Origin of the sequence: Sphingobium indicum B90A (assembly GCF_000264945.2) — a bacterium.
GTDB classification, from domain to species: Bacteria; Pseudomonadota; Alphaproteobacteria; order Sphingomonadales; family Sphingomonadaceae; genus Sphingobium; species Sphingobium indicum.
Genome location: NZ_CP013072.1, coordinates 46,511 through 60,421, shown reverse-complemented (window position 1 = coordinate 60,421; position 13,911 = coordinate 46,511). Strand labels below are relative to the sequence as shown.

General features: G+C 65.9%; 13 protein-coding genes and 1 pseudogene. 9 read left to right on the top strand and 5 right to left on the bottom strand.

The window, feature by feature from the left end; all coding sequences use genetic code 11:
* Nucleotides 1-85 precede the first annotated feature (85 nt).
* The 3 genes from cysD to SIDU_RS18565 all read left to right on the top strand — a co-directional run bounded on the left by cysD (nt 86) and on the right by SIDU_RS18565 (nt 3,808).
* Nucleotides 86-997, top strand: a complete 912-nt coding sequence (gene cysD, locus SIDU_RS18575; RefSeq protein ID WP_007684420.1) for a sulfate adenylyltransferase subunit CysD — start codon at nt 86-88, stop codon at nt 995-997.
* Nucleotides 998-1,130: 133 nt separating this feature from the next.
* Nucleotides 1,131-3,053, top strand: coding sequence for a sulfate adenylyltransferase subunit CysN (gene cysN / locus SIDU_RS18570; protein WP_007684421.1), 1,923 nt, complete (start codon nt 1,131-1,133; stop codon nt 3,051-3,053).
* Complete coding sequence (locus SIDU_RS18565; protein ID WP_007684422.1) at nt 3,050-3,808, top strand: 3'(2'),5'-bisphosphate nucleotidase CysQ; 759 nt, start codon at nt 3,050-3,052, stop codon at nt 3,806-3,808. Before cysN ends, SIDU_RS18565 begins: the two co-directional genes overlap by 4 nt.
* A 111-nt stretch (nt 3,809-3,919) precedes the next feature.
* On the opposite strand, the gene SIDU_RS18560 is transcribed toward SIDU_RS18565, so the two are convergent.
* Together SIDU_RS18560 and SIDU_RS18555 are read right to left on the bottom strand one after the other, a co-directional pair.
* Complete coding sequence (locus SIDU_RS18560) at nt 3,920-4,519, bottom strand: class I SAM-dependent methyltransferase (RefSeq protein ID WP_007684423.1); 600 nt, start codon at nt 4,517-4,519, stop codon at nt 3,920-3,922.
* A gap of 141 nt (nt 4,520-4,660) precedes the next feature.
* Complete coding sequence (locus tag SIDU_RS18555) at nt 4,661-5,545, bottom strand: LysR family transcriptional regulator (RefSeq protein WP_007684431.1); 885 nt, start codon at nt 5,543-5,545, stop codon at nt 4,661-4,663.
* Nucleotides 5,546-5,645: 100 nt separating this feature from the next.
* Here SIDU_RS18555 and SIDU_RS18550 point away from each other — a divergent pair, with 100 nt between their 5' ends.
* From SIDU_RS18550 to SIDU_RS18540, 3 genes are read left to right on the top strand one after another with little or no spacing between them, the layout of a single operon-like run.
* A complete protein-coding gene (locus SIDU_RS18550) occupies nt 5,646-7,145 on the top strand; it encodes a CoA-acylating methylmalonate-semialdehyde dehydrogenase (protein WP_007684434.1) in 1,500 nt (499 codons plus the stop codon).
* Nucleotides 7,146-7,199: 54 nt separating this feature from the next.
* Nucleotides 7,200-7,973 (top strand): nucleotidyltransferase family protein, encoded by a 774-nt coding sequence (locus SIDU_RS18545; RefSeq protein WP_013053646.1) that lies wholly within the window; start codon nt 7,200-7,202, stop codon nt 7,971-7,973.
* Complete coding sequence (locus SIDU_RS18540; protein WP_007684436.1) at nt 7,957-8,700, top strand: metallophosphoesterase family protein; 744 nt, start codon at nt 7,957-7,959, stop codon at nt 8,698-8,700. Before SIDU_RS18545 ends, SIDU_RS18540 begins: the two co-directional genes overlap by 17 nt.
* Here SIDU_RS18540 and SIDU_RS18535 read toward each other — a convergent pair.
* The 3 genes and pseudogenes from SIDU_RS18535 to SIDU_RS18525 form a co-directional block, all read right to left on the bottom strand.
* Nucleotides 8,679-9,761, bottom strand: a complete 1,083-nt coding sequence (locus SIDU_RS18535; RefSeq protein ID WP_007684437.1) for a PepSY-associated TM helix domain-containing protein — start codon at nt 9,759-9,761, stop codon at nt 8,679-8,681. The genes SIDU_RS18540 and SIDU_RS18535 overlap by 22 nt on opposite strands.
* Nucleotides 9,761-11,922: pseudogene (locus SIDU_RS18530) on the bottom strand (TonB-dependent receptor). The gene SIDU_RS18535 and the pseudogene SIDU_RS18530 overlap by 1 nt, the downstream one beginning before the upstream one ends.
* 227 nt (nt 11,923-12,149) lie before the next feature.
* Nucleotides 12,150-12,500, bottom strand: a complete 351-nt coding sequence (locus SIDU_RS18525) for a hypothetical protein (RefSeq protein WP_073507213.1) — start codon at nt 12,498-12,500, stop codon at nt 12,150-12,152.
* A 112-nt stretch (nt 12,501-12,612) separates the two neighbouring features.
* Between SIDU_RS18525 and SIDU_RS18520 the strand changes: the two genes are divergently transcribed.
* The 3 genes from SIDU_RS18520 to SIDU_RS20150 all read left to right on the top strand — a co-directional run bounded on the left by SIDU_RS18520 (nt 12,613) and on the right by SIDU_RS20150 (nt 13,848).
* Entirely contained in the window at nt 12,613-13,287 is a 675-nt protein-coding gene (locus SIDU_RS18520; RefSeq protein ID WP_233431921.1) for a universal stress protein, read from the top strand.
* Complete coding sequence (locus tag SIDU_RS20375) at nt 13,251-13,427, top strand: universal stress protein (protein WP_233431920.1); 177 nt, start codon at nt 13,251-13,253, stop codon at nt 13,425-13,427. The genes SIDU_RS18520 and SIDU_RS20375 overlap by 37 nt, the downstream gene beginning before the upstream one ends.
* Nucleotides 13,428-13,560: 133 nt before the next feature.
* Nucleotides 13,561-13,848 (top strand): PAS domain S-box protein, encoded by a 288-nt coding sequence (locus SIDU_RS20150; protein WP_233431919.1) that lies wholly within the window; start codon nt 13,561-13,563, stop codon nt 13,846-13,848.
* Nucleotides 13,849-13,911 lie beyond the last annotated feature (63 nt).

The following is a 13,911-nucleotide window of genomic DNA, read 5'->3' as shown; positions in this document are numbered from 1 at the left end:
GACTAATATGTATATCCTCCCATATGGGAGGTCCAGCCCCCGCCGCCTTCTGCCATCAGGCCGCCACGAAACAAGGCGGTGAACGATGATCGATTCGAAAAGGCTGACCCATCTGGAACGTCTGGAGGCGGAGAGCATCCACATCCTGCGGGAAGTCGTGGCGGAGGCCGAAAAGCCCGTCATGCTCTACAGCGTGGGCAAGGATTCGGCGGTGATGCTGCATCTGGCGCGCAAGGCCTTCTACCCCTCGCCCCCGCCCTTCCCGCTGCTGCATGTCGACACCACCTGGAAATTCCGGGCGATGTACGACCTGCGCGACCGCATGGCGCGGGAGTCGGGCATGGAACTGCTGGTCTACCGGAATCCCGAAGCGCAGGAACGCGGCATCAACCCGTTCGACCACGGCCCGCTGCACACCGACATGTGGAAGACGGAGGGGCTGAAGCAGGCGCTCAACCTCTACGGCTTCGACGCGGCCTTCGGCGGCGCCCGCCGCGACGAGGAAAAGAGCCGGGCGAAGGAGCGCATCTTCTCCTTCCGCACCGCCAGCCACGGCTGGGATCCCAAGAACCAGCGCCCGGAACTGTGGAACCTCTACAATGCCCGCAAGAACAAGGGGGAGAGCATCCGCGTCTTCCCGATCAGCAACTGGACCGAACTGGACATCTGGCAATATATCCACCTGAACGACGTCCCCATCGTCCCCCTCTATTTCGCGGAGGAACGCCCGACGGTGGAGCGCGACGGCATGCTGCTGATGGTCGACGACGAACGCTTCCCGCTGAAACCGGGCGAGGAGCCGGTGATGCGCTCCATCCGCTTCCGCACCTTGGGCTGCTACCCGCTGACCGGCGCGGTGGAAAGCGCGGCCAAGACGCTGCCGGAGGTCATCCAGGAAACCCTGCTCACCACCACGTCGGAACGCCAGGGCCGCGCCATCGACAAGGATGCCGGCGGCGCGGGGATGGAGAAGAAGAAGCAGGAGGGCTATTTCTGACGCGCCGTCGCCCACAGCCGTCATCCCAGCGAAGGCTGGGATCTCAGGCCCCATGGCAGACCCTCTCGCAGACCGAACCCTTCGACCCAGATCAACGAGATCCCAGCCTTCGCTGGGATGACGAGGTAGCGACATGACCGATACGCTCACCAAGACCGACGACCCCATCTACAAGACCGACGCCCTGATCGCGGAGGACATTGACCGCTATCTGGAGGTGCACCAGCACAAGACGATGCTGCGCTTCATCACCTGCGGGTCGGTGGACGACGGCAAGTCGACGCTGATCGGCCGCCTGCTCTACGACAGCAAGATGATCTTCGAGGATCAGCTTGCCGCCCTCGAAGCCGACAGCAGGCGCGTCGGCACCCAGGGTCAGGAAATCGACTTTGCCCTCCTCGTCGACGGCCTCGCCGCGGAACGCGAACAGGGCATCACCATCGACGTCGCCTATCGCTTCTTCGCGACGGAAAAGCGCAAGTTCATCGTCGCCGACACGCCCGGCCACGAACAATATACGCGCAACATGGTGACGGGCGCGTCGACCGCCGACCTTGCCGTCATCCTGATCGACGCGCGCAAGGGCGTGCTGACCCAGACCCGCCGCCACAGCTATCTCGCCCACCTGATCGGCATCCGCAACATCGTGCTGGCGGTGAACAAGATGGACCTGGTCGACTATGACCAGGCGGTCTATGACGGCATCGTCAAGGATTATGCCGAATTCGCCAACGGCATCGGCATAAAGGCCTTCACCCCGATCCCGATTTCGGGGTTCAGGGGCGACAATATCACCGGCCTCAGCGCCAACACCCCCTGGTACAAGGGGCCGGCGCTGATGGAGCATCTGGAGACGGTGGAGGTCGACCAGGTCTCCGACCGGGAAAAGCCCTTCCGCATGGCGGTGCAGTGGGTCAACCGCCCCAATCTCGACTTTCGCGGCTTTTCCGGCCAGATCGCGACCGGCACGGTCCGCGTCGGCGACCCGATCCGCGTCCTGCCGTCGGGCAAGACCAGCACGGTCAGCCGCATAGTCATGCTTGACGGCGATCTGGAACAGGCCGTCGCGGGCCAGTCGATCACCCTCTGCTTCGCGGACGAGGTCGACTGCTCGCGCGGCGACGTGATCGCCGCGTCGGACAATCCGCCCCAGTCCGCCGACCAGTTCGAGGCGACCATCGTCTGGATGGCGGATGAGGACATGCTGCCCGGCCGCCCCTATTGGCTGAAGATCGGCACGCAGACCGTCACCGCCACGGTGCAGCAGCCCAAATATCAGGTCAACGTCAACACGATGGAGCATCTGGCGGCGAAGACGCTGGAACTGAACGCCATCGGCGTCGCCAACCTGTCGACCGACCGCCAGATCGTGTTCGAACCCTATGCGCAGAACCGCGCGCTGGGCGGCTTCATCCTGATCGACAAGATCAGCAACGCCACGGTCGCGGCGGGCATGCTGCATTTCAGCCTGCGCCGGGCGCAGAATGTCCATTGGCAGGCGACCGACGTCAGCCGCGACTTCCACGCGGCCTTGAAGAACCAGAAGCCCGCCGTGCTGTGGTTCACCGGGCTGTCGGGCGCGGGCAAGTCGACCATCGCCAATCTGGTGGAAAAGAAGCTGGCGCGGATGAACCGCCACACTTTCCTGCTGGACGGCGACAATGTGCGCCACGGCCTCAACAAGGATCTGGGCTTCACCGACGCCGACCGGGTGGAAAATATCCGCCGCGTGGGCGAGGTGGCGAAGCTGATGACCGACGCGGGCCTGATCGTCATCACCGCCTTCATCTCCCCCTTCCGCGCCGAGCGGGAGATGGTGCGCCAGATGATGCAGCCCGGCGAGTTCATCGAAGTGCATATCGACACCCCCCTCGCCGATGCGGAGGCCCGCGACGTCAAGGGCCTCTACAAGAAGGCGCGTTCCGGCGAACTCAAGAATTTCACCGGCATCGACAGCCCCTATGAAGCGCCCGAAGACCCGGAAATCCGCATCGACACCACCGCCATGACCGCCGAACAGGCGGCAGAGGCCATCGTCGCCCGGATCATTCCATGAGCGGACCGGCCAAAACCATGACCGACGCCGAACTGGCCGCGCATCTGGCCGAGGTGGCCGGACGCATATTGGTCAATGTGCGGGAAAGCGGCCTGTTCGGCCCCGCCGCGCTGGGCAAGGCGGGCGACCAGACCGCCAACCAGTTCCTCTGCCGCGCCCTGCGGGAAACGCGGCCCGAAGACGGCCTGCTGTCGGAGGAGGAGAAGGACGATGAGGCGCGCCTGACCAAAGGCCGGGTCTGGATCGTCGACCCGGTCGACGGCACCCGCGAATATGGCGAGGCGCGGGCCGACTGGGCCGTGCATGTCGGCCTCGCCATAGACGGCGTCCCGGCGGCGGGCGCGGTCGCGCTGCCCGGCCTGAATGGAGGCACCTTGCTGCGCTCGGACCGCCCGGTCCCCGTCCCGCCCGCGCCGGAAAAGCTGCGCATGGTCATATCCCGCACCCGCCCCGCCAAGGAGGCGGTCGCGGTGGCCGAACGCCTCGACGCCGAACTGATGCCGATGGGATCGGCGGGGGCCAAGGCGATGGCGGTGATATTGGGCCAGGCCGACATCTACCTGCACAGCGGCGGCCAATATGAATGGGACAGCCTGGCCCCGGTCGCCGTGGCCCAGGCCCACGGCCTCCACTGCTCCCGCATCGACGGCGCCCCGCTGATCTACAACCAGCGCGACGTCTACCTCCCCGACCTGCTCATCTGCCGCAAAGACCACGCCGACAAAGTGCTGCACCTGATAGCGGACCTAACCTGAAATTCCTCCCCATCGCAGATGGGGAGGGGGACCGCCGCCGAAGGCGGTGGTGGAGGGGAATTGCGCAGGTTTCGCCCCTTCCCATCTCCCGATGGGGAGGAATGCCCCCAATCACCCAGGCCCCGAAGCCCAATAAAGATGACAAGGCGGCAAGTTCCGCCACTCGAACCCCGCCCTGACCTCTTCGAAACGCCGCTCCAGCAACGGCCTCACCGCCCTGCGCATCTGATAGGCCAGGAACTTCCCCTCCGGCCGCAACGCGCAGGCGCTCGCCTCCATCAGCCGCTCCGCCCGCTCCGGCGCCAGCGTCGAAAAGGGCAGTCCGGACAGGATGCAATCCGCCCTGTACCACCCCTGCGCCGCCATGATCTCCAGCACGCCGTCGGCGGACCCCGTCACCGCGACCAGCCGCCTGTCCCGCATCTCCCCGCGCAGATGACCGATAAAGGCCTGGCTGGTGTCGATGGCCAGCAACCGCGCATGCCCCGGCAGCCGGTCCAGCAGGGCGCGGGTGAAGATGCCGGTGCCCGGCCCATATTCGATCACCCGCTCCATCCGGCTCCAGTCGACCGGCCCCAGCATGGCGTCGACCAGAAAATGCGACGCCGGAAAGGCGGACCCGACCGCCAGCGGATTCCGGAAAAACTCCCGAAAGGCGAGCGCCGTCCTGTCTTCGACCAATGTCGCCACGATTGCTTCCCTCTCCACCATTGTCCTGCAAGGCAAACCCACAGAACCAAAGCCCGGTTCCTGCAACCCAATCCTCCCCATCAAAGATGGGGAGGGGGACCGCCGCCAAAGGCGGTGGTGGAGGGGAGCGCCCAAAGGGCGCTAAAGCCCCCTCCCGTCAACCTACAACCGCTCCCGAACCCCCCGCATCACCTCATCCAGAAAATCCGCCGCCGCCCGCACACGCGGCAATCTCTGCAAATCCGCATGCATGACCAGCCAATAGCTGCGCCACACTTCCATCGACTCCGGGAAGATCTGCACCAGCCGCTCATCCTCCGCCGCCGCGAAGACATGCAGCACGCCCAGCCCCATCCCCGCCGCCACCGCCGCATGCTGCGCCGCGCTGGAACTGGCGCGAAAGACGATGGCCGCGCCGGGCAGCAACTGGTCCAGCGCGATCATCTCGGCGAACCCGGCCAGTTCCTCGATATAGGAAACGAAGACATGACGGCTGAGGTCGGCGCGCAGGGAGGGCCGCCCCTCCCGCTCCAGATAGGCCTTGGACGCATAGAGGCCCAGCCGATAATCGGCCAGCTTGCGGGTCACGAACCGCCCCTTGGGCGGCGGTTTCAGCATCACGGCGATCTCCGCCTCCCGCCGCGACAGGCTGGCCGCCTTGCTTTCGGACGCCAGTTCCAGCGTCAGGCGCGGATGCCGCTCCCGCAACGCCGCCACCCGGGGCGCGATCAGATGGCTGGCGAAGGCTTCCGGCGTGGCGAGCCGCACCGTCCCCTCCACCTCCCGGTCGCGCCCGGCGACGCTGCTCAGCGCGGCCAGCAATTCGCTCTCGATCCGCTCGGCATGGGACACCAGAGCGAAGGCGGCGGGCGTCGGCGTCACCCCGCGCGGGCTGCGGTCGAACAGCCGCGCGCCCAATGTCGCCTCCATATTGGTCAGGCGGCGGGCGACCGTGCTATGATCCACCCCAACGCGCCGGGCCGCGGCCAGCATATTGCCCTCCCGCATCACCGCCAGGAACAGCCGCAGTTCGTCCGAGTTCAGCATAGGCAAATCCGCACAACCAATGTGTCGACATACATGTATATCTGCAAAGCCGGCCCGTCTATATCCACCCCATCCCACCGGCAGGAGAGGAACCGGAAAAATGCGTTCAGTTCACCATTTCATTCATGGACAATCCGCCCCCCAACCCGGCGCCCGCCTGTCCGACATCCTCAACCCCGCCACCGGCGCGGTCCAGGCCCAGGTGGAACTCGCCACCGCCGCCCATCTTCAGAAGGCGGTCGACTCCGCCCTTTCCGCCCAGCCCGAATGGGCCGCGACCAACCCCCAGCGCCGCGCCCGCGTCATGTTCCGCTTCAAGGAACTGATCGAACAGAATATGGACGAACTGGCCCTGCTGCTCTCCTCCGAACATGGCAAGGTGCTGGCCGACGCGAAGGGCGACATCCAGCGCGGCCTGGAAGTCGTCGAATTCGCCTGCGGCATCCCCCATCTGCTGAAGGGCGAATATACCCAGGGCGCAGGCCCCGGCATCGACGTCTATTCGATGCGCCAGCCGCTGGGCATCGCTGCGGGCATCACCCCCTTCAACTTCCCCGCGATGATCCCCCTCTGGATGAGCGCCATGGCCATCGCCTGCGGCAACGCCTTCATCCTGAAACCCTCGGAACGCGATCCCTCCGTCCCGGTGCGCCTGGCTGAACTGGCGATCCAGGCGGGCATTCCGGCGGGCATCCTGAACGTCGTCCACGGCGACAAGGAAATGGTCGACGCCATCCTCGACCATCCGGCCATCAAGGCGGTCAGCTTCGTCGGATCGTCCGACATCGCCAATTACGTCTATGCCCGCGGCGCCCAGAACGGCAAGCGCGTCCAGGCGATGGGCGGCGCGAAGAATCACGGCATCATCCTGCCCGACGCCGACATGGACCAGGCGGTGGCCGACATCGTCGGCGCGGCCTATGGCTCTGCGGGCGAACGCTGCATGGCGCTGCCGGTCGTCGTGCCGGTGGGCGAAGCGACCGCCGACGCCTTCCGCGCCAAGCTGCTGGACGCCATCGAGACGCTGCGCCCCGGCATCCCGACCGATCCGGACGCGCAATATGGTCCGCTGGTCACCGGCGTCCACAAGGCGCGGGTGGAAAGCTATATCCAGATGGCCGCCGACGAAGGCGCGGAAATCGTGGTCGACGGTCGCGGCTTCTCGCTCCAGGGCTATGAGGAGGGCTTCTACCTCGCCCCGACGCTGATCGACCGGGTGACGCCGGAAATGAAAAGCTATCAGGACGAGATTTTCGGCCCCGTGCTCCAGATCCTGCGCGCCCAGAGCTTCGAGGAGGCGCTGAGCTATCCCTCGAAGCATCAATATGGCAACGGCGTCGCCATCTTCACCCGCAACGGCGATTATGCCCGCAAGTTCGCCGCCGATGTCGAGGTCGGCATGGTCGGCATCAACGTGCCGATCCCGGTGCCGGTCGCCTATCACAGCTTCGGCGGCTGGAAGCGGTCGGGCTTCGGCGATCTCGACCAATATGGCATGGACGGCGTGCGCTTCTACACCCGCACCAAGAAGATCACGCAGCGCTGGCCCGACGGCGGCGCGGTGATCGACCAGAGCTTCGTCATCCCGACGATGAAATAAGCCCGCGGAAACGGAAGGGGGAACGGAAGCGCCGGCTTGTCCGTTCCCCTGGGGATGAACCGCGAACCCGCCACCTTCGATCCTCCACCGGACGCGGCGGAATTCTATGCCGAAAGCCTTGCGCATCTGGTCCAGTCCGGCATCCCCTTCATGCTGTCGGGCACCTATGCGCTGGGATGCCATACCGGCATAACGCGGCCGACCAAGGATCTGGACGTCTTCTGCAAGCCGGGCGATGCGCCCCGCATCCTGGCCTATTTCAAGGCGCTGGGACATCGGGTCGAATTCGAGGACGAACGCTGGATCGGCAAGGTCTGGCGCGACGGCAATTTCTTCGACGTCATATACAACATCTCCTCGGCCAGCCTGCCCGTGACCGAGGAATGGTTCCGCGACATATCCCATGCGGAAGTCTATGGCACGACGGTGCGGATCACCCCGCCGACCGAATTCATCCTGTCCAAGGTCTTCATCCAGGATCGATACCGCTATGACGGCGCGGACGTCGCGCACATCATCCTGCGGCAGCATGAGCGCATCGACTGGCAACGGCTGCTGGACGCGATGGAACTGCATTGGGAAGTGCTGCTCATCCACCTGCTGAATTTCCGCTTCATCTATCCGACCGAGCGGCATTGCATTCCGCTCTGGCTGTTCGAGGAATTGCTGGGCCGGTTGCAGACCCGCGCCGAACTGCCCGTCCCCAATCTGCGCGTGTGCCGGGGCCGGCTGCTTTCGCCGCGCGACTATCTGGTCGACATCACCGACTGGGGCTTTGCCGACGTGGTGGGCAAGGGGCTGGAGGAGAGCCATGACCGCAACCAGTGAGGCGCGGCCGAGGGACAGCCTGGTCCTGGCCGCCGTCGGCGACCTGCACGTCACGGATTCGTCCGAGCATCGCTACCGCGCCATGTTCGAGGAGATTTCCGCCCGGGCAGACATATTGGCCCTGTGCGGCGACCTCACCAATTTCGGCAAGACGCGGGAGGCCGAAGTCCTGGCCGAAGACCTGCGAAGCTGCACCATCCCGACCGTCGCGGTGCTGGGCAATCACGACCATGAATGCGGCCAGCCCGAAATCGTGGCGCAGATCCTGCACGGCGCCGGCGTCACCGTGCTGGACGATCAGGCGGTGGAGATAAGGGGCGTGGGCTTCGCCGGGGTGAAGGGCTTTGTCGGCGGATTCGGCCGGGGGGAACTGGGCGCCTTCGGGGAAAGCGCGATCAAGGGCTTCGTCGAGGAATCGATCAACGAGGCGCGCAAGCTGGAAAACGCGCTGCGTTCGCTGCGGACGGAGCGGACCGTGGCCGTGCTCCACTATGCGCCGGTGGTCGATACCGTGCAGGGAGAGCCGCCGGAGATCTTCCCATTCCTGGGTTCCTCCCGGTTGGCCGAAGCCATCGACAGGTTCGACAATGTCCGCTTCGCCGTGCACGGCCACGCCCATCGCGGCGCGTTCGAAGGAAAGACGCCCGGCGGCGTTCCGGTCTATAATTGCGCCCGGTTCGTGCTGTCGGAACGGTTCGACCGGCCCTATGCCCTGATCGCGATCTGACGCGGGCGCGCCGCCCTTGCCGGACGCCTGAACCAGAAGGTCCAGACCGCGAGCGTGCCGAGCAGCGTCATCGCCAGCCCCGCCAGGGTCATGACCAGCCTGAACGCCAGGCCGCCGACCTTCGCCGCATGGAGGGGATAGAGCAGATTATACCCCTTCACCACCGTCGGCAGCGTGGCGGCGTCGCGCGCCGCGACCAGCGCGCCGCTGTCGGCCGCGAACCAGAGGGTGGTGCGACCATTGGGCAGCCATTCCTGCGGCCGGCGCATGCGGATGGTGATCAGGCCGCTATTCTTGCGCGGCAGGCTGAGGCTGCGCAGTTCCGCGTCGGGAAAGCGGGCCTTGGCCGTCACGATCATGCCCGCCCAGTCCAGTCGGTCGGCAAGTCTGGCGTCGCGGGGCGGCGGAGCGGCCAAGGCCTTGTCGATCTGCGCGGGCGCGCCCGGCCCGAACAGCAGCGCCGCCATCGGCCGGAACACCAGCACGGCCCCCGTCGCGAGCGACAGCAGCAGCAGCGGCGCGACGACGACGCCCAGATCGCGATGATGCCGCACGATCGCCGGGCGGCTCATCCGCGCCGGCCATAGCCGCCATTCGAAGGTCCGCCGCGTGCGCCACCAGAGGATGAGGCCGGTGAACACGAAGAACAGCCCGCAAAGCGCGGCGATGCCGATAGCCCAATCACCCGTCTCGCCGGAGAAGAGGTGATGGTGGAAGTCGAACAGCCAGAGTTCAGGCCGCTCCCACTGGCTGTTCCACCGCATCACCACGCCGCCGCGCTGATCGGCATAGGCGCCGCCGCCATCGTCGAACAGCAGTTTAAGCAGCCCGAAATCGTCGGACGCATAGGTGATCGATTGGGGCCGCGCCGCCGGATCGGCCATGATGCGCTGCGTCACCTGCGCCAGTTGGCGCACATCCTCCACCCGCGGGTCGCTGGCATGGGGCGCCAGCGTCCAGGCATTCTTGTGCACCAGCAGCGCGCCGCTGAGGCCCAGAAGGGCGAGCAGCAGCCCGATCAGTCCGCCGGTCCAGCGGTGAAGGGCGTTGATCAGCTTCACTAGAACCGATAATCCCAGGACAGGGTGAAATTGCGCCCGCGCCCTGCGAAATAATGGGCCTTGTCGGTGGGCCGGACGGTTTGCGTGTAATAATCGATGGTGAATCTGTCGAAGATATTTTGCGCCGCCAGCGTCAACGCCCCGAACCGCGTCTGATAGCGGAGCGACACATCGGTCACCTCATAGCCGTCGAACCTGTATAGCATGGGATATTTGCCCGGTTCGCGTTCGAACTGGCGCGAGAGGAAGAATTGCGTCTGGATGCGCGCCGACAGCGGCCCATGCACATAGCTGGCGGCGACATTCAGGCGGTCGGGCGAAATGTTCGCGCCGTCCAGGTCGCGATCCACCTTGTCGACGCCATTGTCCGATCCGTCGGTACGTCCGATCAGATGGGCGTAGCCGGTGGACAGGGTCAGCCCCGGCAGCGGCGTCCTGACCGACAGGTTCAGTTCCAGGCCCTGTATCTCCACCCGCTGGCGTTGCACCTCGAACGGCGCGCCGACCGACTGCGCCACCAGCAGCGACCCATTCTTGCTGGTCGACCAGAAATAAGCCGCGCTGGCATCCACGGGCCCGCGCTTCACTTCAACGCCGATCTCGCGATTGTTCGACACGATAGGGCTGATGTTCACATAATTGTCGATATCGACCCCGGCCCGGTCGATGGCGCGCGCGATGCGTCCGACGTCGGGGACGGTGTAGCCCTCGGCATAGCTGGCATAGGCGCGGATGCCGTCCCACGGCTCCAATATGGCGCCGCCATTGAACAAGGTGTCGTGAAAGGTCGGCGTCCCGCCCGCCACGTCGAAGCCGCCGCGATAGGAGGCCAACGTGTGATAGTCGTCGATATGGATGCGCACATCCTCATATCGGATGCCGCCCGCCAGGCGCAGCTTCTTGTCGAACAGCGCCAGGTTGAGCTGGGCGAAGGGCGCCAGGCTGCGATAATCGGTCGGCGGCACCCAGGTCCGGCCGGTGGCGATCAGGCGCTGTTCGGTCAGATCGTAAAGCGCATCGAAACCCAGAACGGCGGTCAGCGCCTCGAAACCCGGCATGGCGCGTTCGTAGCTGATCTTGCCGCCATATTTGCGGCTGCGGTTCTGCGACTGGTCGAACAGCGTGTTGACCGGCGCGATGGCCGCATCCTGGAAGGTGGCGATGGGCGCAACCTCCCCGCCATAGGTGTCCCGCGAGCGGTTGAAGAAAAGCTGCGCGATGAAGTTGCCGCCCCACAGGTCGCCGTCGGTGAGCGTCAGCGCCGCGCTTTCGGTGCGGTTGGTGGCGGGGACGCCCGGCGGAGTGCCGCGCACGGAGGTCGTCGGGAGGTCGATGGCGGGATTGCCGTCCAGCGTGACGTAGTCGCCCTCCCCCTTCAAATGGAAGCGGCTCATGGTCAGGTCCAGCCGGGCGCTGTCGCTGAGCGCATAGCCGAAGCGGCCGAACAGCGACCAGCTTCGGCTGTCCTGCGTCTCGCCCTGGGTCAGGTCGGTGCCGACGCGATTGCCATGGCCGTCGTAGAATGCGCCGCGCTTTTCATAGGCCGCGCCCACCGTCGCGTCCCAGCGCCCGGCGCGCCAGGCGAGCAGCCCCGCGACCTTGCCGCCGACGCCGTCGCCGTGAAAGCCGGTGTCGGCATTGCCCTGCACCAACATCCGGCCCGACAGGCCGTCGCTCTGGGGCGGCGCCACCGTCACCTGGTTGACGATGCCGCCGGCACCGCCGATCCCCTGCAACGCGTTGGAACCGTAGATCAGTTCGACCCGGTCGATGAAGAAGGGGTCGATGGTGAAGCCGTCCCGCGATCCGTCGCGCAGCGGCGCGGTTTGCGGGATGCCGTTGATCGCATAGAGGGGCGAACGGCCGCGCAGCGTCTCTCCCGCGCCGGACAGCTTCTGGCGCGTGGCGAGAAGGACGGGGTCAGCGCCGACACCGCATCGACGATGGAGCCGCCGATCGCGACCTGTTGGTTGAGCGTTTCCCGATCGATTACGTCGATGGTCATCGGCAGGGCGTTGGCGGGCAAGATCGTGCGCGCCGCCGTCACGATGATCGGGCCTGCGCCCTCGGCATCGGCCGCGGGTTCGGACTGGGCCAGGGCAGGCCGGCTCGACAGCGCGAGCATGGTGGTGACGAGCAGGAAAGACGGTCGGATGTGCATTCATTCCCCCATGAGGCTGCACTCCCGCTAGCCAAATAAGAGGATGTTGCAAGTCATTAGCAGTATAGATTTGCATTTCGCGGGCGGCTCTGCCGACGCCGTCACTCGATCAGCGCCATCAACGCCCTGGGATCGGGCCGAACCCGCTTGTTCCCGAAGATCGACTCCCGGCCAGGCGCGCGGCAGCGACTGCGGGGCGAAGTGCGGCCGCCGCGATCAGGCCGGACTCATCCCTTCACCACGAAGGGCAGGCATTCCCCGTCCGGGTCGGTCAGCGTCAGATAGGCGCCGGGCTGGATGGCGTGGGCGTCCAGCCGGTAGATCTTCTCGTCATCCGCCTCACCCTGCTCATAGGACAAGGCCCAACCATTCCCGGTGTGCAGCAACGTGCCGTGCCGGTCCGGCTCGTTCGGCCAGAAACGGCGCGCCGTCGCCAGTTCGGGATGGATGCGATATTCCCTTTCGTCGATCAGGCCGCCGCTGCCCAGCGGCAGGCGCAGCACATAGCTTCGCGCCGCCGATCCGTTGGGAAAGGCGGGCGTCCGGGCAAGTTCGAGGCGTATGGTCGTCCAACTCATATTCCATGCAATCGGATTCCGCGCCGAAAAGGATATAAGGATTATTCCTGATGGCGACCGCGCCGGGGAGTCCTAGCCAAAAGGGAAAGAGACGCTTGCCGGGAGACAGACGATGAAATCGGTCCTGCTGCACATTCATGAAGATCGTGGCGCGGAAAGCCGCTTGCAGGCGGCCTGCGATCTTGCCCGCGCATCGGGCGCGCACATCCATTGCGTGCAGGTGACGGCCATGCCGGATTTCGTGGCGGCCGACATGTACGGCGGCGCGTCCATGGCCCCGGCGATGATGGCGGAACTCTACGACATCGATGAAAAGGCCCGGATGCGCGTGGAGGATCGGCTGCGCCGCGAGGATGTGAGCTGGGACTGGCGCCATGTGGAAGGCGATGTCGTCCATGGCCTGCTGTCCGCGGCGGCGCTGACCGACGGCATGATCGTCACCCTGCCGCCCGGGCCGCGCCGGGAATTCGCAGATCCGCTGCACCTGGCCGCCGACCTGGCGCTGGCCGGGCGGGTTCCGGTGATCGCCGTGCCGCAGGAAGCGAAGTCCTTTCCGGTCACGGGCCGCGCGATGGTGGCCTGGGAAGGTTCGCAGGAAGCATCCGCCGCGCTGCGCCTGTCCGTGCCGCTGCTGAAGCTGGCGGAGGAGGTGCATGTCGTGACAGTCGAGGAAGCGGGCAAATATCCCTTCCCCGCGACCGACGCGCCGGAATATCTGGCCCGCCATGGCATCAAGTGCCAGTTGCACACATGGCCGCAGACGGGCGCACCATCGATGCGTCGCTGAAGGCCGCCATCGGCGTGCTGGAGCCGGACTGGATGGCGATGGGCGCCTTTGGCCATAGCCGGTTGCGCGAAATGATATTCGGCGGCGTCACGCGCGCCATGCTGCGCGAGGCGCATGTTCCGCTCTTGCTGGCGCATTGAAGCCACGGCATGGTGTCGGCATGGCGGTAGCGGACGATGAAACCGATGGCCTGACGCAGCGCGAGCACAGCCTGGAACAGGCATTGCTCGGCTCCATCCTGGCGACCGTCCCGGACCGCTGATCGTCATCGACATGCGCGGCACGATCGTGTCGTTCAGCGCGGCCGCGCAGCGCATGTTCCAATATGCCGAAAGCGACGTGCTGGGCGAGAATATCTCCATGCTGATGCCCTCCCCCGACCGGGAGAGGCATGACGGCTATATCCACCATTATCTGACGACCGGGGAAAAGCGGATCATCGGCATCGGCCGCCTGACCAGCGCGCGGCGGCGGGACGGGTCGACATTCCCCATCGAACTGTCGGTGGGGAGGTGCAGGATGAAGGGCGGCGGCTGTTCACCGGCTTCATCCGCGACCTGACCGAAAGCCAGCAGGCCGAGCGGCGGGTGGCCGACCTTCAGGCCGAACTGGCCATGCGTCGCG

What these genes read in the sequence shown, in the direction of transcription:
- SIDU_RS18525 (WP_073507213.1), bottom strand. Translation starts at nt 12,500, where the DNA reads ATGAGTTGGACGACCATACGCCTCGAACTTGCCCGGACGCCCGCCTTT.
- SIDU_RS18545 (WP_013053646.1), top strand. Translation starts at nt 7,200, where the DNA reads ATGAACCGCGAACCCGCCACCTTCGATCCTCCACCGGACGCGGCGGAA.
- SIDU_RS18540 (WP_007684436.1), top strand. Translation starts at nt 7,957, where the DNA reads ATGACCGCAACCAGTGAGGCGCGGCCGAGGGACAGCCTGGTCCTGGCC.
- SIDU_RS18520 (WP_233431921.1), top strand. Translation starts at nt 12,613, where the DNA reads ATGAAATCGGTCCTGCTGCACATTCATGAAGATCGTGGCGCGGAAAGC.
- SIDU_RS20150 (WP_233431919.1), top strand. Translation starts at nt 13,561, where the DNA reads ATGCGCGGCACGATCGTGTCGTTCAGCGCGGCCGCGCAGCGCATGTTC.
- SIDU_RS18555 (WP_007684431.1), bottom strand. Translation starts at nt 5,545, where the DNA reads ATGCTGAACTCGGACGAACTGCGGCTGTTCCTGGCGGTGATGCGGGAG.
- SIDU_RS18550 (WP_007684434.1), top strand. Translation starts at nt 5,646, where the DNA reads ATGCGTTCAGTTCACCATTTCATTCATGGACAATCCGCCCCCCAACCC.
- SIDU_RS18565 (WP_007684422.1), top strand. Translation starts at nt 3,050, where the DNA reads ATGAGCGGACCGGCCAAAACCATGACCGACGCCGAACTGGCCGCGCAT.
- cysD (WP_007684420.1), top strand. Translation starts at nt 86, where the DNA reads ATGATCGATTCGAAAAGGCTGACCCATCTGGAACGTCTGGAGGCGGAG.
- SIDU_RS18560 (WP_007684423.1), bottom strand. Translation starts at nt 4,519, where the DNA reads ATGGTGGAGAGGGAAGCAATCGTGGCGACATTGGTCGAAGACAGGACG.
- SIDU_RS20375 (WP_233431920.1), top strand. Translation starts at nt 13,251, where the DNA reads ATGGCCGCAGACGGGCGCACCATCGATGCGTCGCTGAAGGCCGCCATC.
- cysN (WP_007684421.1), top strand. Translation starts at nt 1,131, where the DNA reads ATGACCGATACGCTCACCAAGACCGACGACCCCATCTACAAGACCGAC.